The following is a 20,550-nucleotide window of genomic DNA, read 5'->3' on the forward strand; positions in this document are numbered from 1 at the left end:
AGGGGTGCAAAGCACGATGACTGATGCGATGAAGAGCGATGAAGACGGGGCCAGTATCGCGGTTCGCCGCGCCGCGCGGCAGTGGCGTGATCGACAAGTTCCGGTAACATCGCGCCATGCATGATCATCTCGTCGTCGCGCTCGCCTACGATCGCCTCTGCACTTTCGAATTCGGCTGCGTGGTCGAACTGTTCGCGCTCGACCGCCCCGAACTGGGCGTCGACTGGTATCGCTTCGCGGTCTGCGCGAGCGAGCCGGGCCCCGTGCGCGCGGCGGGCGGCATCACGGTTGCCGTGCCGTACCGGCTCGCGATGCTCGATCGCGCGGATACGATCGTGATTCCCGGCTGGCGCGATCCGGACGAACTGCCGCCCGAGCCGCTGCTGAAGAAGCTGCGGGCCGCGCACCGGCGCGGCGCGCGGCTGTGCTCGGTCTGCTCGGGCGTGTTCGTGCTCGCGGCGGCGGGCGTGCTGGACGGCCTCACCGTCACGACCCACTGGCGCTACGCGGATCGCCTGCAGGCGCGCTATCCGGCGCTGCGCGTGAATCCGGACGCGCTGTACGTCGACGAAGGGCAGATCATCACGTCGGCCGGCTCGGCGGCCGGGCTCGACATGCTGTTGCACATCGTGCGCCGCGATCACGGCGGTGCGATCGCAAACCGCGTCGCGCAGCGCCTCGTGCTGCCGCCGCATCGCGACGGCGGGCAGGCGCAGTTTGTGCCGCGCCCGGTCGCACCGGGCGGCAGCGACCGGCTCGCGAAGCTGATCGACTGGATGCGCGCGCACGCGGCCGAGCCGCACACGCTCGTGTCGCTCGCCGCACAGGCGGCGATGAGCCCGCGCACGCTGCAGCGGCAGTTCGCGGATGCGACGGGCCTGTCGCCGGTCGCGTGGCTGATCCGCGAACGCGTGAACGTCGCGAAGGACATGCTCGAGGCCAATCCGTCGCTGCCGCTCGCGCAGGTTGCGGCGCGCGCGGGGTTCGGATCGGAGGAGTCGCTGCGCCGGCATTTCCGGCGGATCGCGGCGACGAGTCCGGCCGCGTACCGGAAGGGGATGGATCGGGGCGTAAGATCGGCGGGCGCGTAAGCGCGCATCGGGGCGCGTGATCGCGCAACCATCGCGCAACCTCGCGCATCCGGTCAGCCGCAGTATCGCGACGCCCCGTCGCAAGAACGCAGGGGCGTCGCTCGTCATGCGCAATCAGCGCGTGTTGGTATCGCTGGCCTTCTTCTTGATGCACGCGATCCGGTACACACCATCCTCGACCTCGACGCCGTGCGTATCGTGCGTGAAGCCCGGGAAGCGCAGGTCGTACTGCTCGAGCGCCTTCAGGTAGCCGAGCAGCGGCCCGTCGGACGGCCCCGCGTTCTCGCCCGGCATCAACAGCGGAATGCCCGGCGGATACGGCACGACGCCCGTCGCGACGGTGCGGCCTTCCATCTCCGCCAGCTCGAGCATCTCGATGTCGTTCTGCACGAGATGCTCGAACGCCTCCGCCGGGCTGTAGTCGGGCTTCGGCAGCGTCGAGAAGCCGCGCGACATCATCTCGGTCGTCTTCAGGTCGCTCATCGCGTTGAACATCAGGTCGCACAGGTCACGCAGGCCGAGCTTGCCGTAGCGGTCCGGGTAGCGTGCGACGAGATCGGGCAACACCTGTTCGAGCGGCGCATTCGCGTCGTAGTCGCGCTTGAAGTCGAGCAGCGTGTTGACGAGCGTGCCCCACTTGCCCTTCGTCACGCCGAGCGAGAACAGGAACAGGATCGTGAAGTCGGTCGTCTTCTCGACGACGATCCCGTGGCGATCGAGATAGGCGGTCACGACCGACGCCGGGATGCCGACCGGCATCAGCCCGCCGTTCGGCGATACGCCCGGCGTGACGATCGATACCTTGATCGGGTCGAGCATGCAGTAGTCGTCCTCGATCTCGCCGAAGCCGTGCCACGCGTCGCCCGGATGCAGCACCCAGCACGACGGGTCGGTTACGAGCAGCGTCTCGTCCGCTTCATGGAAACGCACGCGCCGGCCCGTCTTGCGGTCGACCACCGTGTCCGGCTGCCAGCCGTCGAAGAACCAGTCGTTGTTTTCCTCGCATTCGGCATGCAGGCGGCCGAGCATCTGCCGGAACGCGACCGCCTCGCGGATCGCGTCGGTCGTCAGCGCGTCGCCGCCGGGGCCGTCCATCATCGCGGCGCTCACGTCGTTCGACGCGATGATCGCGTAGTTCGGCGACGTCGACGCATGCATCATGTACGCCTCGTTGAAGCGCGCATGCTCGATCGGATTGCGGCCGTCGCGGATGTGGATGAACGATGCCTGCGACAGCGCGGCGAGCAGCTTGTGCGTCGATTGCGTCGCGAACACGGTCGGCTTGCTCGCATCGTGCTGCGCGGGGTCGCCATGCATCGCGTGGCGGTCGCGGTAGATCGGGTTGAAGCGCGCGTAGCCGTACCACGCCTCGTCGAAATGCAAGCGGTCGACGCTCTGGCCGAGCAGCGCCTCGACGCGCGCGACGTTGTAGCAGAGGCCGTCGTACGTCGAGTTCGTGATCAGCGCATGCACGGGCGTCGGGTCGATGCCGTCGCGGCCCTTCACGAGCGGGTTGTGCTCGATCGACAGCCGCACCGCGGCGGCCGTCAGGCGCTCGGGCATGATCGGCCCGATGATCCCGTAATGGTTGCGCGACGGCACGAGGTAGGTCGGGATCGCGCCCGACATCGTCATCGCGTGCTCGGCCGACTTGTGGCAGTTGCGATCGCACAGCGCGACCTGGTTGCGCGTGACGCTCGCCATCAGGATCACGCGGTTCGACATCGACGAGCCGTTCGTCACGTGATACGTGCGGTGCGCGCCAAACACGCGCGCCGCATAGCGCTCGCTTTCGCCGATCGGGCCCGAGTGATCGAGCAGCGAGCCGAGCTCGCCGACCGAGATCGACAGGTCGGAGCGGAACAGCGCCTCGCCGAAGAATTCGAAATACGCGCGGCCGACCGGCGACTTCAGGAACGCGGTGCCGCCCGTGTGGCCCGGCGTGTGCCACGAATATTCGTAGACGCGCGAGAACTTCGCGAGCGCGCGGAACATCGGCGGCAGCACGGTTTCGCGGTAGCGCTCGATCGCGGCGACGATCCGGCCGCCGATGAATGCCGTCGTATCTTCGAGCATCCAGATGAAGTCGTCGGCCTTGCGCATCGCGTCGACCGGCACCGCGGCCGCGCTCGCGCGGCTCGCGAGCAGGAACACGGGCACGGTCGCATTGCGCGCGCGCATCGCGTCGAGCACCGATTGCGCGGCCGCGTGCGTTGCGTCGCCGGCGAGTTCCCAGTTCAGCAGCAGGCACTGGATCGCCGGATCGGCATTGACGACCGCGCGCGCATCGTCGGCGGACGTCGCGATCACGACGTCGACGAGCCGCTCGCGCAGTTCGTCGGCGAGCGCCGTCGCGGCGCGTCCGGTCGCGGTGCGTTCGTCGATGTCGTGCTGCACGAGCAGCGCCTTCATGCCGAGACGGCGGAACGCCTGTTGGGTCAAGGAAGCGGTCATCTGTTATTCCCCGGTTGCTGGGTGGCTTGGGCGCCCGCCGTGGCGATCGGCGAGCGGGCGTGGAGTATGTCGACCTCGTGGCGGCCCACGGAGATCCAGAACGTCGCGACGAGCGCCGCGATGGTGACGGCGAGCGCGAGATAGCGCACCCAGCGCGGCGAGCGGCCGCCCGGATGCACGTGGGTTTCCTCGATCTCGCGCTGGCGGTTGATCGACAGCTCGTAGAACACGATCGTCGCGACGACGAAGATCAGCGACCAGCGCGTCTGCTGGCCGTCGGACCCGACCATCGCCCACAGCGCATAGACGGCGCCGATCAGGCCGACGATCGTATAGAACGTGAACTGGTGCGACGGCATCTTGCCGTAGCCGAGCACCTTGATCGCGATGCACGAATAGATGTACGGCAGCAGCGTCATGATCACGGCGATCGACGCGATCTTGCCGAACTGCTCGCTCGCGCTCGGCGACATCGTCGCGAGCACCTGCACGGACATGATCGTCGCGACGATCGCGAGCCCGGCCGACGGCACGTTCTTCGAATTGACGCGCGCGAACACGCCGGCGAACAGGCCGTCGTCGGCGGCGGCCTTCGCGGTCTGGCCGACGAGCAGCGTCCAGCCGGCGAGCGAGCCGAGGCAGCCGAGCGCCGCGCAGATCGCCACCGCGTTCGCGGCGGTGTTGCCGAGCGCAAGGCGCGCGGCATCCGCGAACGGTGCGCTCGATGCAAGCAGCGCCTTGTTCGGGATCATCCCCATGATCGCGGTCGAGCTGAGCACGTAGCAGACCGCCGCGAGCACGACGCCGCCGACGGTCGCGATCGGCACGTTGCGCGACGGGTTCTCGACGACGCCGGCCGACACCGATGCGCTCTCGACGCCGATGAACGCCCACAGCGTGAAGTTCAGCGTCGCGCCGATCGCGCCGAAGCTGCTCGTGCCGGACACGTTCCAGCCCGCGAAGTAGACGTCCTTGCTGAACCAGAACCAGCCGAACACGGCCATCCCGAGGATCGGCACCAGCGCGAAGATCGTCGTGACCGACTGCACGCGGCCGACGACGTTCGGCCCGAGGATGTTCGCGTACGTGAACAGCCAGATCACGAAGATCTGCGCGAGCGCGAACACGAGCGGATCCTTCAGCATCGGGAAGAAGTGCGTCAGGTAGCCGAGGCCCGCGACCGCGAGGCCGACGTTGCCGAGCACGTTCGCGAGCCAGTAGATCAGGTTGGTCTGGTAGCCCATGTACGGGCCGAACGACTTGCGCGCATACGCGTACGGGCCGCCCGCGGCGGGATCGATCGCGGCGAGCTTCGCGAACACGAGCGCGAGCGACACCGCGCCGACAACCGTGATCAGCCAGCCGAAGATCGCGATGCCGCCGGTCGCGGCGAGGTTCGCGGGCAGCATGAAGACGCCGGAGCCCATCATGTTGCCGGCGACCATCAGCGTGGCGGGGATCACGCCGATCTTCGGCGCGGACGACGCGGCCGCTGGCGCGGCGGCGGCTTTGGAGGACGAGCTGGCATCGGACATGCGAGGCTCCTTGAGCGTACGTGATGCGATTGAGGTGGCGAGGCCTGTCGCCGGACGACGATTCCTGAATGGATCGCCGATTTATTGGTCGTCTGAATGTTATCTCTCAATTGGAATTTGATTAGGGTAAACGCCGCCATTTAATAGCTTGAGTTTTGATGGAAATCATTGAATTGGATGAATCGGCGTGAGCGGATGGCGTGCGGCGGGCTTTGGCGCGGCGCGGGCTGGCCGACGGGCGGGCGTTTTGCGGCGAGGCAAACCCCGGGTGACGATGGCCGGTTCGGTGTGAGTGAAATGAATGGCTGATTATTGCCGAACTGGTTAATTCATTTAATGAATGGGGCGACTCCGAAATCATGTATCGGATTTGTCGGTTATTATCGAACACCGAAAGGGCACCGCCGGCGCCCGCAATCTTGCTGTTTTTTACGAGGTGATGCCGATGACGACGCTGCCTTCCCGCCTGCCGCTGATCCAGGCCCCGATGGTCGGTTCCCTGAGCCCGCTCGCGATTGCCGTCTGCGAAGCGGGCGGCCTCGGCTCGCTCGCGTGCGCGGCGCTCGGCCCGCAGCAGGTGCGTGACGAGATCGCGGCGATCCGCGCACGCACGCAGGCGCCGTTCAACGTTAACTTCTTCTGCCACACGCCGCCCGCGCCCGATGCCGCGGCGGACGCGCGCTGGCGCGCGGCGCTCGCCGGCTACTACGCGGAGGCCGGGCTCGATCCGTCGGACGTGCGGGGCGGCCCGGGCCGCGCACCGTTCGACGATGCGATGTGCGCGGTCGTCGAGGACCTGCGGCCGGCGGTCGTGAGCTTCCACTTCGGCTTGCCGGACGACGCGCTGCTCGAACGCGTACGGCGCACGGGGGCGCGCGTCGTGTCGTCCGCGACCACGGTCGAGGAGGCGCGCTGGCTCGACGCGCGCGGCATTGACGCGATCGTCGCGCAAGGCGGCGAGGCCGGCGGCCATCGCGGCATGTTCCTGACCGACGACATCCATGCGCAGCCGGGGCTGTTCGCGCTGCTGCCGCAGATCGTCGACGCGGTGCGCGCGCCGGTGATCGCGGCGGGCGCGATCGCCGACGGCCGTGGCATCGCGGCCGCATTCGCGCTCGGCGCGCGCGCGGTGCAGATCGGCACCGGCTACCTGCTGACACCGCAAGCCGGCCGCTCGCCGCAGCATCGCGCGGCGGTGCGCGCCGCACGCGACGACGGCACGCGCGTGACCAACCTGTATACGGGCCGCCCCGCGCGCGGCCTGATGACGCGCTTCATGCGCGAGCAAGGGCCGATGAGCGCGCTCGCCCCCGCGTTTCCACTTGCGACGGCCGCGGTCGATCCGCTGCGCGGCGCGTTCGAGCGGCAGGGCCGCGACGATTTCTCGTTGCTGTGGTCGGGCGAGGCCGCGGCGCTCGCGCGCGAGGAGGACGCAGGGGCGCTGACGCGCCGCCTGTGGGACGACGCGCTGGCCTGCGCGGCGGGGCTGCGCGCGGCGTTTCCGCAAACCGTCTGAGCGGCCGCGGAAAGCGGCGCCGGCAGGGTGTCAACGGCGTATCATCTCGGTTTTCATCAGCCCGATCCAGGCACCCGCCATGACCTCCGTCGACACTACCCCCGTCCTCGACCATGACAAGCTCGTTACCTTCGTCGAGCGCAAGTGGAACGATGAAATCCTCCATGCACTGACCGACTACATCGCGATTCCCGCGAAGAGCCCCGCGTTCGACCCTGACTGGGCGGCGCGCGGCTACCTCGAGCGGGTCGTCACCGACGCCGCGCAATGGGCCGAGCGCCAGCCCGTCAAGGGCCTGAAGCTCGAGATCGTGCGACTGCCGGGCCGCACGCCGGTGATCTTCTTCGAGACGCCCGCGACGCGCTCGGGCAGCACCGACACGATCCTGCTGTACGGCCACCTCGACAAGCAGCCCGAATTCGACGGCTGGCGCGCGGACCTCGGCCCGTGGACGCCAAAGCTCGAGAACGGCAAGCTGTACGGCCGCGGCGGCGCGGACGACGGCTATGCGATCTACGCGAGCCTCGCCGCGCTCGGCGCGCTCGACGAGCAGGGCGTCGAACGGCCGCGCTGTGTCGGCCTGATCGAGACCTGCGAGGAGTCGGGCAGCTACGACCTGCTGCCGTATGTCGATGCGCTGCGCGAGCGGCTCGGCCAGGTGTCGCTCGTCGTGTGCCTCGATTCGGGCGCAGGCAACTACGACCAGATGTGGCTGACGACGTCGCTGCGCGGGCTCGTGTCCGGCGACCTGCAGGTCGAGGTGCTCGAAGAGGGCGTGCATTCGGGCGTGTTCGGCGGCATCGCGCCGTCGAGCTTCCGCGTGATGCGCCAGCTGTTCGAACGGCTCGAGGACGCGAACAACGGCAACCTGCTGCCCGGCGCGTTCCATTGCGAGATTCCGGCGAGCCGCCTGCGCGAAGCGGAGGCGACCGCCGCGATTCTCGGCGACATGGTGTGGAAGGGGCTGCCGTGGGCGTGCGGCGCGGACGGCAAGCCGGTGCTGCCGACCACGACCGATCCGCGCGAGGCGCTGCTGAACTCGACGTGGCGGCCATCGCTGTCGGTCACGGGCGCGGCCGGCATGCCGCCGCTCGCGGACGCGGGCAACGTGCTGCGTCCGCGCACCGCGTTCAAGCTGTCGCTGCGCCTGCCGCCGCTCGTCGATGCTGCGCAGGCCGTGCAGCAGTTGAAGGAGCTGCTCGAAGTCGATCCGCCGTACAACGCGAAGGTCACGTTCAAGCCCGACGCGGGCGCGGCGACCGGCTGGGCGGCGCCCGATGTCGCGCCGTGGCTCGCGTCGTCGCTCGACGCTGCGTCGCGCCGCCACTTCGGCGCGGACTGCGCATACATGGGCCTCGGCGGCACGATCCCGCTGATGAACGTGCTGCAGGCAGGCTTCCCGGCCGCGCAGTTCATGGTGTGCGGCGTGCTCGGGCCGAAGTCGAACGCGCACGGGCCGAACGAATTCCTGCACGTGCCGTATGCGAAGAAGCTGACCGCGGCCGTTGCCGACGTGATCGCGTCCGCACGCTGAACGCCGACGCCGGCCGCGCCGAGACGCGCCGGTGAGTGAACCGTCGATGCCCCGTACCGAACCGCTGCGCGTGCGTGCCGAGCCGCCGCGCGCGCTTCACAATGGCCGGTCGGGCGTTTATGATCGGCGCGGACGGTGCACGGAACGCCGCGCGGCACGCATCCCCACTCATATCCAGACGGAGACAGCCTATGCTCGTCCTGATTCTCGGTTTAGTGATCTTTCTCGGTGTGCATTCGATTCGTATCTTCGCGGACGACTGGCGGTCCGCACAGATCGCCCGGCTCGGCGAAAATCGCTGGAAAGGGGTTTATTCGATCTCGTCGATCGTCGGGTTCGTGCTGATCATCTGGGGTTACGGACTCTCGCGCGCCGGTGCAACCATGTTGTGGGTGTCGCCGGCCGGCGTGCGGCACCTGACGGGGATGCTGACCGCGATCGCCTTCGTGCTGATCGCGGCGTCGTACGTGCCGGCCAACCGCATCAAGCCGCTCGTCGGCCATCCGATGCTGGCCGGCGTGATGGTGTGGGCGATCGCACACCTGCTCGCGAACGGCATGCTGCACGCGGTCGTGCTGTTCGGCGCGTTCTTCGTGTGGTCGCTCGTCGATTTCGTCGCGTCGCGTGCGCGCGATCGCCGCAACGGCGTGCGCTATCCGGCTGGCCGGACGCCGGCCGACGTCGTGACGGTCGTGGCCGGCCTCGTCGTGTGGGCGGTCTTCGCGCTATTCCTGCACGGCTGGCTGATCGGCGTGCGGCCGCTGGCCTGAGCGCAACGGGTCGAACGCGCGCGACAACGCTGGAGCGCGCATTAAAGCGGCCTGACGAACAGGCCGACGGTCAGCGCGGCGCCGATGCACACGATCGCGATCCGCAGGATGCGTTCGTTCACACGGTGCAGCGCCCACGAGCCGCACAGGCCGCCGACGACCGCGCCGCCGCCGAGCGCGAGCGCGGCGGGCCAATGCAGGTGCGGCGAGGTCAGGAACAGCACAACTGCCGACGCGTTCATCACGCCCGCGAGCGCGTTCTTCGTCGATGCCGCGTGGCGCGGCGACAGGCCCGCCATCGTCAGCGCGGCCATCATCAGGAAGCCGATTCCCCCGCCGAAGTAGCCGCCATAGATCGCGATCGCGAACTGCGCGACGCCGGTCGTGACGGGGCCCAGATGGACCGTCTCTTCGCTTGGCTTGCGCAAGAAGCTGCCCCATGCGAACACGACCGTCGCGAACAGCACGAGCCACGGCACGAGCTGCGAGAAGATCGACGATGGGGTCTTCAGCAACAGCAGGCCGCCGAGCGCGCCGCCGACGATGCTGATCAGGAACAGCGTGCGAAACGGCAGCGTGCCGGCGCCGCGCACCATATGGCGGCTCGCCCAGCCGGTCGTGACCTGGGCGGGAAACAGCGCGACCGTCGACGTGATGTTGGCGGACAGCGGCGACATGCCGGACACGATCAGCGCGGGCAGCGTGACGAACGAGCCGCCGCCTGCGAGGGAGTTTTGCAGGCCGGCCCAGAGGCCGGCGAGGATGACGAGCGTGAGCATCGATGCGGGAGCGGAAGGTTGGCCGGGCCGGGGCGCCGCTGCGATGCAGAGCGGGCAGCGCGCCGGCAGCCGCGGCGGACGCAAGATGGTAATGCAGGATCGCGGACGCCGGAAGTCGTAATCAATCGGGCGCGTGGGAGGACGGGGCCGGGTGGTCGGGGTGGTCCGGGTGGTCCGGGTGGTCCGATGCATCGGCTTCGGCGTTGGCCTCACCGCGCGGATACACGATCGTTCCGTCGGGCTGAACGACGGCGCCCGGGGTGAGGCGCGCGGGTTCGAGGCGGTTCAGCCCCATGATATGGAAGACCGTCTCGCCGCGCGCGATCAGGTAATCGGTGACGATGCGCCGATGACAGCGCCACCACACAGCTTCCGCGCACATCACCGCACAGCGCTGCCGATGCCCTTGCGCGATCAGATGGTCGAGGCCCGCGCGAAATTCCGCGGACAGCGCATAGTCCGCATAGCGATGGAAGCTGTCGTTCGTCCAGAAGCCGTTGACGTCGTCGGGCACGCTTCGGGCCTTGCCGCGCAGGCCGCCGAGCGCAGCGACGTGTTCGTAGCCGATGTCGAACGCGGCCAGTGCGACCGGCAGCGTCGTTTCGTTGAACTGCGGATTGGTTCGCGATCTCGGCATCTTCCTGACATCCGCGAGCATGCCGATGTCCGCATCGTTCAGCAGGCCGATGAAATCGTCGAGCGTGCGGTCGGAATGACCGATCGTGAAGAACGGCAGCTTCACGCTTCACCCTCGCCGGAAACGAGTGCGAGTACGCGGCCCCGATGCGCGGCGACGTGATCGGTCTTGTCGCTGCGGATCTCGTACTGCGGATCGTCCGGCGACGCATGATGCCGATAGCCCTTGTAATCGAAGTCCTGCGTATGGATCGCGATGATCGTGCCCGTCACGTGCCCGGCTTCGGAATTCCACCGGACCCGGTCCCCCAGCTTGAACTTCGTCGTCATCGTGAGGATCCTCCTGTCGTGCTGCATCGTGTCAAGCCGGCGTCGCCTGCTCGAACGCGGCCTCCGCTCGCAGGCTCGCGAGGTCGCGACCGACGGTCGCAACGGCGAGCTGCTTGCCGTCGCGCCAGTAAGTGACCATGCAGTCGTGCGCGGCCGGATCGCCGTCGACGTCGATGCGATCCCAGCGTTCCGCATGGCCGACATAGTTGATCGCCACATCGTAGTGCTGACTCCAGAAGAACGGGACCTCCGCGAAGCGCTGCTGCTGGCCGAGGATGTTCTGCGCGGCCGCCGCGCCCTGGCGCTCGGCAACCACCCAGTGTTCGACGCGGATGCGCTCGCCGGTTCTCGGGTCCGGCCAGCGTGCGATGTCGCCCGCCGCATAGATGCCCGCCGCGCTCGTCTGCAGGAATGCGTCGACCGTCACGCCGCGATCGATCGCGAGGCCGGCATCCTGCGCGAGCGCGACGTCCGGGCGCACGCCGATCCCGGTCACGACCATCGCGGCGGGCAGCACGACGCCGGTCGACAAGGTCACGCGATCCGCTTCGATCGCGGCGACCGTCGCACCCAGATGGAACGCGACGCCGTGCGCTTCATGCAGCGCCCTGACCATGTCGCCGAGCGCTGCACCGAGGATCCGCTCCATCGGACGCGCTTCGGGCGCGACCACATGCACGTCGAGCCCGCGGGTTCGCAACGCGGCCGCGACCTCGAGCCCGATGAAGCTCGCGCCCACGACGACGCACTGGCGTGCGGTGCCGGCACGCGCGATCAACGCGTCGCTGTCGGCCAGCGTGCGCAGCACGGCGACATGCGGCAGCGTCGCGCCGGGCACCGTGAGCCGCACCGGTTCGGCGCCGGTGGCGAGCAACAGCGCGCCGTATGCGAGCTGGCTGCCGTCGGACAACGTGACGGTCTTCCCGGCGGGATCGAGCCGGGTCGCACGAACGTCGCAGCGGACGTCGACGCCGTGATCCGCGTAGAAAGCGGGAGGATGAAGCGGCAGCCAGTCGGCCTGCGCGGTGCCGGCGAGATAGTCTTTCGACAGGTTCGGCCGGTCATAGGGCAATGCGCGATCGGCGCTCAGCAGCGTAATGGGGCCCTGATATCCATGCCGCCGCAACGAGTCCGCCGCCGCGTTGCCGGCTGCACCGCCGCCGACGATCACCACCGATTCGGGGTGCGGCGCGGCCGATGGGGCCGGCGCCTTCGCGGCGGGCAGCGCTTCACGCACGAATACCTTGCCGTCCTGTTCGTCGACGCGCCAGCATTTCAGATCGGTCAGCGCCGGCGCGCCGAGCACCTCGCCGGTACGCACGCTGAAGCACGCGTGATGCCACGGGCAGCGGATCGTGTCGCCGACCAGCAGGCCGTCGGCAAGCGGCGCGCCGTAATGCGTGCAGGTTGCGCCGACCGCATGGAACGTGCCAGCGCGGCGCACGAGCAGGACCGCTTCGTCGCCGACATGGCCGCCCACCATGCCGTCTTCGGGTATATCGGCCGACGCTACGCCCTGGGCGAGATCGGGGTCGACGAGTGACGGAGCATGGTTGGTCATGGCGCTCTCCTCGCTGGCGGGAACAGCGACATTATCGGCCTCGATTTCGTCGAGGGAAAGGTACAGTCGGCGCATCGCCCGGTCACAGTGAAACGCCCGCCTTGCGGCGGGCGTCCGTGATGTCCATGCTGCAGCGCGATCCCGGTCGATTCCGGGCGCGCGCTCGCAGGCGGGCAGGCTACTGCCAGGCAGGCGCCGGCGTGATCTGCGTCGTATAGGCCGTCGCCGGCAGCAACGTGAGGCGGGAGATGCTCTGGCCGCCGTAGGTCTCGGTCGAAGTTCCGAACTTGACGCCCGTCACCGGCACGACGACCGACTGCCCGTCGGTACGCGATGCGCTGACAACGATCGACTTGCCGGGTGTGAATGTCGCCGCGACGTTCGACGTGTCGTACACCATCCGCTGGTTCGCAAGCGTGCCGATCGTCGACAGGTACGGGCTCTGGATCGGCAGGTTCCTGTAGTACGTGTTGTACTTCGTGAACGTCGCGTTCAGCAGGTCGCCGAGCAGCGTGCTCGTGCCGCTGTACGCGCGCAGGTTCGACTGGTGGAACATCATCGGCCGGTTGTCGTACGTGAGCAGGTACACGACGAGCTGGTCGGACACCTTGTCGATCACCTGCGCGTAGGTCAGGTCATAGCCCCAGCGGGTCGGGTCGATCCCGTTCGCGCCGTAGAAGTAGTTGTATTCGGCCACCCATTCCGACGGCTGCGACACGTTGTAGAACAGCGCGGTCGCATAGCGCGGCACTTCGAAGATGCGCTGGTTCACGCAGTTGGTCTTGCCTGCGTTGAACGCCGGCAGCGGCCACGCGACGCCGTTGTTGTTCGTCGGGCAGCCGGACGTGCCGGCGGGCGGCGTCGGCTTCGAGCTGTCGGACACGAGCACCTGCGTGCCGAACGATGCGAGCGCGCCCAGTGTCGTCGCGTTGTACAGCCCCGAGATTTCCGGGGTCACGAGCGTGCTCGTGCTGAAGGTCCTGAACCGGAACCGGTTCGCGACCTTCAGGTTGTTCTGCATTTCGGTCGTGACTTGCGCGGCGGTCGTCGTGTACGGCGGATCCAGCAGCTCGTGGTCGTACGTGTGGCTGATCCATTTGAAGTTGTACTGCAGCAATCCGGTCTGCTGCGACAGCGAATCGGTGCCGCTCGGCGGGTAGAGGCCCTGGCCGTCGTACCCCTTGCTGTAGCCTTCGCCGTTGAACGCCAGCGTCAGCTTGACCGCGGACGCGTTCGCCGTCGACAGGTTCACCTGCGACTGCCACGCGACGATGTTGTCGAAGTCCGCGCCGGTGGTCCGGTATTCGCACGCGGTGAGGCCGGTCGCCGGGTTCGTCGAGCCGACCGGGCTGCCGAGCGGGCATTCGCCGGGCGGGCTCGTGCTGGTCGTCGCGCCGGTCCTGACGTCGTACCACAGGCCTGTGGCGTCGGATTGCGCGTACGGGTAGATCTCGTCGGGGATGCCATTGTCGTCCACTTGCGGATCGATGTACACGTGACGGCTGCCGAGGAACAGGCCGCGCGTCAGCCAGTTCGCAATCCCGTAGGACAGCGTGATCGAGTGCATCAGGTACTGGTTGTTGTCGAACATCAGCGACATCGTCTCGCGCGATGCGCTGTCGCCCGTGAGCGGCGTCGTGTTCGCGAACAGGCAGGTCGCGCCGATCGAGTACGTCGTGTTGCCTGGGGCCGTGGCCTGCACGATCGGCGTGACGGTCGTGCCGGTCGGCAGCGGGCTCGCCGGCGACGCGAAATACGTCCACGCGTTCGAGATCGTGAGCGGGTTGAGCGTGGACGTGCCCGCGTTCATGTACGGGAACAGCGCTTGCCCGGTCGACGTCAGCAGCGACGAAAGCGGTGTCGCGGTCGTGTTCTGGTAGTTCACGTATTGCAGGCAGCCGCTGTCGCTCGGCCACGTGTAGAAGCTCGCGAGCCGCACGTTGTACTTGAACTGGTAGCGCGCGAGCGTTTGCGCCAGCGCGCCGCCGGCGAACGGGTTCATGTAGCGGTAGTCGCTGATCGGCAGGATGACGGCCTGGTACAGCGCGTGGTCGCCGTTTTCGAGCGGCGGCAGCGTCGGGTTGCTGGTGTCGTACGAGTAGATCGCGTAAGGGATGCCCACGCGATCGAGGATCGACTGGGCGGCTGCCAGCTCGGGCGTGCTGCCCGCCTGCTGGCTCGTGAGGATCAGGATCTTCAGGTCGATCTGCGCATCGCCCGGCACCGCATGGCTGACGCCGGCCGCCGCGAAGAGTCCCGACGCGACGACGCAGCGCGCCAGAAGCCCGAACTGGCGGGATAGTGTTCGCAAAGCACTCATGTCAAACCTCACGCAACGTGTCCGAAATTTCGGACGAGTCCCCCGGTATTCGGAAAAGGTGTGGCATACGAATTTATTGGTTCGTTATCCGATTTTTCATCGTCGGCTTGTTGACGGTGTCGTCCGGATGCGGGCCCGATGGCGGGTAGTGCGGCTTGCCCCAGGCTTCGTTGCCCGACGGCAGCGAGCCGTGACCGTGCGGCAGGAATTTTCCGCTCGCGAACACGGGCGGCGACACGATCGCGCTGACGGCGATCAGCGCCGAGCACATCCCGCAGAGCAGGGCGCCCGACCGGCGTGACGATGGTCTGGATCCGAGGGTTTGCATGGTGCCCTCCCGACGCGGCTGGCGTCATTCGGTGCGTTACAGAAATGAATCAAGCGACGACATCGACGGCCCGACGTAACGGGCCGGGCCGCCGTGAACGCCAGGGCAACTGTGCGTTCCTGATCAGGAACGCAAACAATGTGCCACTGAGCACAAGCATCTAATTTCCATGAAGTAATTTTGCGTAATGAAGGCGGGCGTGCAGGAAATGTTTCAGTGATGATCGATCGGGCCGGACCGCTGCCGACGCGCGTTTCGTCGTTGTGCCGAAGAAGTGTTGGGGGGAGCGTTCATACGGAAAACATTGCCATCCAGGGTTGTTCCACGGCAGCGGAATCCGGAGTCTTTAAATTTCGGAGTGCGTTTGATGAAAGCGGATTTGTCATCGTCGACGCGAAATGAATGGTGATCGAAACGGACAGCCTGTCGTGCGACACAGGCGGTCGGGATACCCGGGTGGCCAGCACGGCATGATCGAGTGGAACCGCCGCAGATCGCTGGCGCCGGACCGACGCACTCCCGGCCTGCGCATGTGCCGGAATTAGCTAATTTGGTGCAATGCACGATATATGTGCGCATTTTTAATAACCAAACTAATAATGTGCAAAAGCATACAAATAAATTACTCTAACCATCCTTTTTAATTAAAAATCGATTACTGATTCATTAATAGAATAAATCCTCCAAACTTTGTGTAGGGGCATCAAATAAAGTTTGACGCGTAAATTTTTTCCCTGATATCTTCTGCACCCAGATTCACGGCACGGCTGACATCACCCCGTAACGATCGACGCAGCTTCGTCGGAAAGCGCAATGCGCCAGACGACGAATGCGTGATCGAACGGAATTGCCGGCGCCGAACCTGCTGTCAGACGTGTGCATGGCGAGAAGCTTCTGCATTACCGGATAAATCGAAGTCAGGACGTGATTCATTTGCAAAGGACTGCAAATGAAAATGTAATCCTGACTCCGGGTTTACACGGCGCCGGATAAAAACCGGGCGCCGTGGCGAGGTGAAACCGTGAAACCGGGCGAATCCCGTCTGGGGGAATGAGGGTGGGTATGAAAGTCGAACAAGGTCTGGTCACGTCGAACAGCGGGCTGGCTACGCTGGGGCGCCCGCGGGAATTCGGCAAGAAGCAGCAGAATCCGGTCCGCCGATTCGGCGGCATCGCGGCCGTGCTGCTGCTGCATGTCGTGCTGATCTACGCATTGCTCAACGGCCTGGCGACGAAAGTCGTGCAGGTGATCCAGCATCCGATCGAAACCCGCATCATCGAACCGGTGAAGCCGCCGCCCCCGCCGCCGATGCCGGTCGTCAAGCTGCCGCCGCCCAAGTTCGCGCCGCCGCCGCCGCCGTTCGTCCCGCCGCCGGAAGTGGCGGTGCAGGCGCCGCCGCAGGCCACCATCACGCACCAGTCGGCGCCGGTGCCGTCCGCGCCGGCCGTGCAGGCGCCGGTGGCGGCGCCGCCCGCGCCGGCGGCAAAGCCGGTAAGCCACGACGTTGGCGTGGTCTGCCCGAATTCGGACACGATGCGCGCGGCGATGCAATACCCGAAGGAAGCACAGGAAAACAACATCACGGGTGACGTGACGATCGAGTTCGTCGTGGATGCGGAAGGGAACATCACGAACGAACGGGTCGCGCAGTCGGCGGACCCGGTGCTGGACCGTGCCGCGTACAACACCGTGAAGCGCTTCAAGTGCGTCGCGCAAGGGCAATCGGTAAGGGTGCAGGTGCCGTTCTCGTTCAATCTGAATTGAAGCAGGAGCCGGCCTGGCGAGACAGCCAGGCCGGAGCGGTTCGGGTCGATTCTTTTTGGTTAGGTAAACGAAATAATTGGAGTCGGGTATGACGAAGCGTTCTCTGGCCGCCATGGCGGCAAGCGTGTTGATCTCCGTTACTGCGGTGGACGGGCTCGTCGCACCGCAACTGGCGCTCGCGCAGGCGAGTGACGTGACGGCGTCGGCCGGTACGACGGCACAGGCGGCACCGGTGGCACCGGTGGCCGCGCCGGCGGCGCAGCCGTCCCCACCGCCCGCACCGGCGACGACGGAAGCAGTCGAGAACCCGTACGGCTTGGGCGCGCTGTGGAAAAACGGCGATTTCGTCGCGCGCTTCGTGCTGATCCTGCTGGTGATCATGTCGATGGGCAGCTGGTACATCATGGTCACGAAGTTCCTCGAGCAGCTCCGCGCGAACCGCCGCGCGAAGCTGGCGGATGCGCAGCTGTGGACGGCCCCGTCGCTGTCGGACGGCGCCAAGCTGCTGGACGACGCGTCGCCGTTCCGCTTCATCGCGGAGACGGCGATCGAGGCCGGCGAGCATCACGACGAGGCGCTGCTGGAGGCCGTGGATCGCAATACCTGGATCGACGTGTCGGTCGAGCGCGCGATCACGAACGTGTCGAACCGGATGCAGGACGGGCTGGCATTCCTCGCAACAGTCGGCTCGACCGCGCCGTTCGTCGGCCTGTTCGGCACCGTGTGGGGGATCTATCACGCACTGACGGCGATCGGCATCGCCGGACAGGCGTCGATCGACAAGGTTGCCGGCCCGGTGGGCGAGGCGCTGATCATGACGGCGATCGGTCTGGCCGTGGCCGTGCCGGCCGTGCTGGGCTACAACTTCCTGGTCCGCCGCAACAAGTCGGTGATGGAACGCGTGCGCAACTTCGGCGCGCAGTTGCACACAGTGCTGCTGGCCGGTAAACGGCGCCCGGCGCGCGCGTCGTCGTCGTCCGCGTCGCCGTCCGCGTCGCTGGTCAACTGACCGGCGGGGGAGACGCGCGATGGCCATGAACGTCGGGCAGGACGAGAACGACGAGGTGATCGCCAACATCAACACGACGCCGCTCGTCGACGTGATGCTGGTGCTGCTGATCATCTTCCTGATCACGATTCCCGTGGTGACGCACACGATCCAGCTGCAGTTGCCGAAGGAAACCGTGCAGCCGCTGCAGACCACGCCGAAGAGCGTCGAGATCGCGGTGAACCGCGATGGCGACTTCTTCTGGGGCGAACAGCTGGTGGATGGCCCGACGTTGCTGACGAAGCTGAAGGGCATCTCGGAGCAGCAGCCGCAGCCGAGCGTGCACGTGCGGGGCGACCAGAACACACGCTACGAGTTCATCGGCCGGGTGGTCACGATGTGCGAGCGCGCGGGGATCGCCAAGGTGTCATTCATTACAGAGCCGCCGGCGCGCGGCGGCTAGGAGGCGACGATGGGGATGAACGTATCTTCGGGCGGTGGCGGTGAACCGGACGTGATGGTGGACATCAACACCACGCCGTTGATCGACGTGATGCTGGTGCTGCTGATCATGCTGATCATCACGATCCCGATCCAGATGCACTCGGTGAAGATGGATCTGCCGGTGGGCAATCCGCCGCCACCCGCCACACCGCCGGAAGTCGTGCAGATCGACATCGATTTCGACGGCACGACGACGTGGAACGGCACGCCGGTGCCCGATCGCGCGGCGCTGGAGGCAAAGCTGACGCAGGTGGCCGCGGAGCCCGTGCAGGCCGAGATCCACCTGCGGCCGAACAAGCTCGCGCCGTACCACGATGTGGCGGCGGTGCTGGCATCGGCCCAGCGTGTCGGCGCGACGAAGATCGGCCTGATCGGCAACGAACAATACATGCAATGAGGAAGCGCGCGCCGATGAACCCGCAACCATGGAAACGCATCGCCGCATTGGCGGCGCTGAGCGCGGTGTGCACGCTCGCGCGGCCCGCGCTGGCCGCGGACGCGCTGCGTCCGGACGTCGCGAAGCCGCTGTCGGCGGCGCAGGACCTGTACCGCGCGCACAAGTATCGCGACGCGCTCGGCAAGATCGCGCAGGCGTCGGCCGTGCCGAACAAGTCGCCGTACGAGACGTACATGATCGAGCAGATGCGCGGCGCGGCGGCGATCGCGGCCGGCGATCCGGGCACGGCGGCGCAGGCATACGAGAGCGTGCTGGGCTCGGGCCGGCTGTCGGCCGATGACGAGCGGCGCACGACGGCCGCGCTGGCGGGGATCTACTTCGAGCAGAAGAACTACCCGCAGGCGATCCGGGTCGCGCAGCGCTACGTGAAGGCAGGCGGAATCGATCCGGAGATGCGCACGCTGCTCACGCAGTCGTACTACCTGTCGAACGACTGCGGTCAGGTCGTGAGCCAGCTCAAGGCAAGCACCGATGCACAGGCGAAGGCCGGCCACGCGCCAGACGAAGCGCAGTTGCAGATGCTCGCGACGTGCGCGCAGAAAGCGAAGGACGGCGCCGCGTATCGCGGCGCGCTCGGGCTGCTGGTCGCATACCACCCGAGCGCCGCCTACTGGGATGAGCTGGTGCCGGCAATTCGCGGCAACCGCGGTTATCTGTCGTCGCTGGATCTCGACATCTACCGGCTGCGCCGGGCGACCGGGGCGCCGATGACCGCGGACGCGTATATGGAAATGACGCAACTCGCGCTGGTGGCCGGCTCCACGGCGGAAGGCAGGCAGGTGATCGACCAGGGTTTCGCGTCGGGCATCCTGGGCAAGGGCGCGCAGGCCGATCGCGAGAAGCGGCTGCAGGCGCTGGCGGTGAAGCGCGTGCAGTCGGGCGCAGATGCGGCGAACCCGGTCGCGCCGATCGATGCCGGAATGAACCTGGTGTTCGCCGGTCAGGCGAAGCAGGGGCTGTCGATGATGGAGCAGGCGATCGCGAAGGGCGGGCTCGAGCACCCCGACGCGGCACAGTTGCGGCTCGGCGAGGCGTATTACGTGGCAGGCGAGAAGGCGCGCGCGGTACAGGCGCTTCGGACAGTGAAGGGAACCGACGGTTCGGCGGATCTGGCGAAGCTCTGGTCGATTGTCGCTGCGAGGTAGCCCGGCATGGCTTTTCCACCCGATGAACCGGTGCTCGTCGCCGTCTCGCTCGGAAGCAAGATCAGGGCATTGCGACAGAGGCTGGAGCTCACGCTCGACGATGTGGCCGCGACGGCGGGCATGTCGAAGCCGTTCCTGTCGCAGGTCGAGCGCGGGCGCGCGACGCCGTCGATCACGTCGCTCGTGCGGATCGCCGCGGCGCTCGGCGTGACGGTCCAGTATTTCGTCGACACGCCGACGGAAGCGCGCTCGGTACGCCGTGCCGACATGCTGCAGTACTTCCGGTTCGCGGATTCGGCGAGCTCGTTCGCGCGGCTGACGAACCTGGTGGACGGCAGGAAGCTGGAAGCGATTCTCGTGCGCATGCCGGCCGGGCAGCCGCCGTCGGAGGTCACGACGCACGCGGGCGAGGAGTTCCTGTACGTGATGCGGGGCAGCGTCGCGCTGACGCTCGAGGCCAGCACCTTCACGCTGAACGCCGGCGATACCGCGCATTATGAATCGACGATGCCGCACGCGTGGCGAAACACGGCCGACGAGGAAGCCGTGATCGTATGGGTCGGCACACCGAGGCTGTTCTAGAAGAATCGAACCACGTTCGGCCAATCCGGCGAATGAAAAAGAAAGCAAAGCAAGCGCTCAGAATACTAATTTAGTAAGCCTAAGTTAAGGTCGGGTCCGACCGGCAGGCCGACATCCATGTCGGGGGCCGGTCCGTGGCGAGCAGGGCGATTGGCGGGTTGGCAATGACGGGTTCCGGAACACGGATGCCCTGGACGCGCGGCGGGTTCCACGAGGCCCGCGCGCGCAGCGGATGGGGTCTTACTGACGAGCGAGA

General features: G+C 67.0%; 18 protein-coding genes. 10 read left to right on the forward strand and 8 right to left on the reverse strand.

Annotated features, from left to right (window positions below; translation table 11 throughout):
• The first annotated feature begins 116 nt into the window (after positions 1-116).
• Entirely contained in the window at positions 117-1,091 is a 975-nt protein-coding gene (ftrA, locus tag DID96_RS09910; protein ID WP_124599180.1) for a transcriptional regulator FtrA, read from the forward strand.
• 114 nt (positions 1,092-1,205) lie between these two features.
• On the opposite strand, the gene DID96_RS09915 is transcribed toward ftrA, so the two are convergent.
• Positions 1,206-3,545, reverse strand: a complete 2,340-nt coding sequence (locus DID96_RS09915; protein ID WP_124599181.1) for an Orn/Lys/Arg decarboxylase N-terminal domain-containing protein — start codon at positions 3,543-3,545, stop codon at positions 1,206-1,208.
• Positions 3,542-5,080, reverse strand: a complete 1,539-nt coding sequence (adiC, locus tag DID96_RS09920; protein ID WP_124599182.1) for an arginine/agmatine antiporter — start codon at positions 5,078-5,080, stop codon at positions 3,542-3,544. Before adiC ends, DID96_RS09915 begins: the two co-directional genes overlap by 4 nt.
• 445 nt (positions 5,081-5,525) lie before the next feature.
• Between adiC and DID96_RS09925 the strand changes: the two genes are divergently transcribed.
• The 3 genes from DID96_RS09925 (at position 5,526) to DID96_RS09935 (ending at position 8,900) form a co-directional block, all read left to right on the forward strand.
• Positions 5,526-6,596, forward strand: coding sequence for a nitronate monooxygenase family protein (locus DID96_RS09925; protein ID WP_124599183.1), 1,071 nt, complete (start codon positions 5,526-5,528; stop codon positions 6,594-6,596).
• A gap of 79 nt (positions 6,597-6,675) precedes the next feature.
• Complete coding sequence (locus DID96_RS09930; protein ID WP_124599184.1) at positions 6,676-8,130, forward strand: M20 family metallopeptidase; 1,455 nt, start codon at positions 6,676-6,678, stop codon at positions 8,128-8,130.
• A 191-nt stretch (positions 8,131-8,321) separates the two neighbouring features.
• Positions 8,322-8,900, forward strand: coding sequence for an NnrU family protein (locus DID96_RS09935; RefSeq protein ID WP_124599185.1), 579 nt, complete (start codon positions 8,322-8,324; stop codon positions 8,898-8,900).
• 41 nt (positions 8,901-8,941) lie between these two features.
• Here DID96_RS09935 and DID96_RS09940 read toward each other — a convergent pair whose 3' ends face one another.
• The 6 genes from DID96_RS09940 to DID96_RS09965 form a co-directional block, all read right to left on the reverse strand.
• On the reverse strand, positions 8,942-9,679 hold the full coding sequence (locus DID96_RS09940) for a sulfite exporter TauE/SafE family protein (protein WP_124599186.1): 738 nt from the start codon (positions 9,677-9,679) through the stop codon (positions 8,942-8,944).
• A 121-nt stretch (positions 9,680-9,800) separates the two neighbouring features.
• On the reverse strand, positions 9,801-10,421 hold the full coding sequence (locus tag DID96_RS09945; protein ID WP_124599187.1) for a DUF488 family protein: 621 nt from the start codon (positions 10,419-10,421) through the stop codon (positions 9,801-9,803).
• Entirely contained in the window at positions 10,418-10,645 is a 228-nt protein-coding gene (locus DID96_RS09950) for a DUF2945 domain-containing protein (RefSeq protein ID WP_124599188.1), read from the reverse strand. The genes DID96_RS09945 and DID96_RS09950 overlap by 4 nt, the downstream gene beginning before the upstream one ends.
• 31 nt (positions 10,646-10,676) lie before the next feature.
• Positions 10,677-12,206, reverse strand: coding sequence for an FAD-dependent oxidoreductase (locus tag DID96_RS09955; protein WP_124599189.1), 1,530 nt, complete (start codon positions 12,204-12,206; stop codon positions 10,677-10,679).
• 178 nt (positions 12,207-12,384) lie between these two features.
• Positions 12,385-14,526: a hypothetical protein gene (locus tag DID96_RS09960; protein WP_260463835.1), complete on the reverse strand. Its 2,142-nt coding sequence runs from the start codon at positions 14,524-14,526 to the stop codon at positions 12,385-12,387.
• A gap of 73 nt (positions 14,527-14,599) precedes the next feature.
• A complete protein-coding gene (locus DID96_RS09965) occupies positions 14,600-14,854 on the reverse strand; it encodes a hypothetical protein (RefSeq protein ID WP_260463836.1) in 255 nt (84 codons plus the stop codon).
• Between the two features lie 1,062 nt (positions 14,855-15,916).
• Here DID96_RS09965 and DID96_RS09970 point away from each other — a divergent pair.
• The 6 genes from DID96_RS09970 to DID96_RS09995 all read left to right on the forward strand — a co-directional run bounded on the left by DID96_RS09970 (position 15,917) and on the right by DID96_RS09995 (position 20,294).
• Complete coding sequence (locus DID96_RS09970) at positions 15,917-16,618, forward strand: energy transducer TonB (protein WP_124599190.1); 702 nt, start codon at positions 15,917-15,919, stop codon at positions 16,616-16,618.
• A gap of 88 nt (positions 16,619-16,706) precedes the next feature.
• Positions 16,707-17,627 (forward strand): MotA/TolQ/ExbB proton channel family protein, encoded by a 921-nt coding sequence (locus DID96_RS09975; protein WP_124599191.1) that lies wholly within the window; start codon positions 16,707-16,709, stop codon positions 17,625-17,627.
• A 19-nt stretch (positions 17,628-17,646) separates the two neighbouring features.
• Entirely contained in the window at positions 17,647-18,069 is a 423-nt protein-coding gene (locus tag DID96_RS09980; protein ID WP_124599192.1) for a biopolymer transporter ExbD, read from the forward strand.
• Positions 18,070-18,078: 9 nt separating this feature from the next.
• On the forward strand, positions 18,079-18,507 hold the full coding sequence (locus DID96_RS09985; RefSeq protein WP_124599193.1) for a biopolymer transporter ExbD: 429 nt from the start codon (positions 18,079-18,081) through the stop codon (positions 18,505-18,507).
• A gap of 14 nt (positions 18,508-18,521) precedes the next feature.
• Entirely contained in the window at positions 18,522-19,712 is a 1,191-nt protein-coding gene (locus DID96_RS09990) for a tetratricopeptide repeat protein (protein ID WP_124599194.1), read from the forward strand.
• 6 nt (positions 19,713-19,718) lie between these two features.
• Positions 19,719-20,294 carry a helix-turn-helix domain-containing protein gene (locus DID96_RS09995; RefSeq protein WP_124599195.1) on the forward strand — a complete coding sequence of 192 codons (576 nt, stop codon included), beginning with the start codon at positions 19,719-19,721 and terminating at the stop codon, positions 20,292-20,294.
• Positions 20,295-20,550: the final 256 nt, after the last annotated feature.

The sequence above is a fragment of the Burkholderia sp. Bp8963 genome, from assembly GCF_003854275.1.
In the GTDB taxonomy this organism is placed as follows: domain Bacteria; phylum Pseudomonadota; class Gammaproteobacteria; order Burkholderiales; family Burkholderiaceae; genus Burkholderia.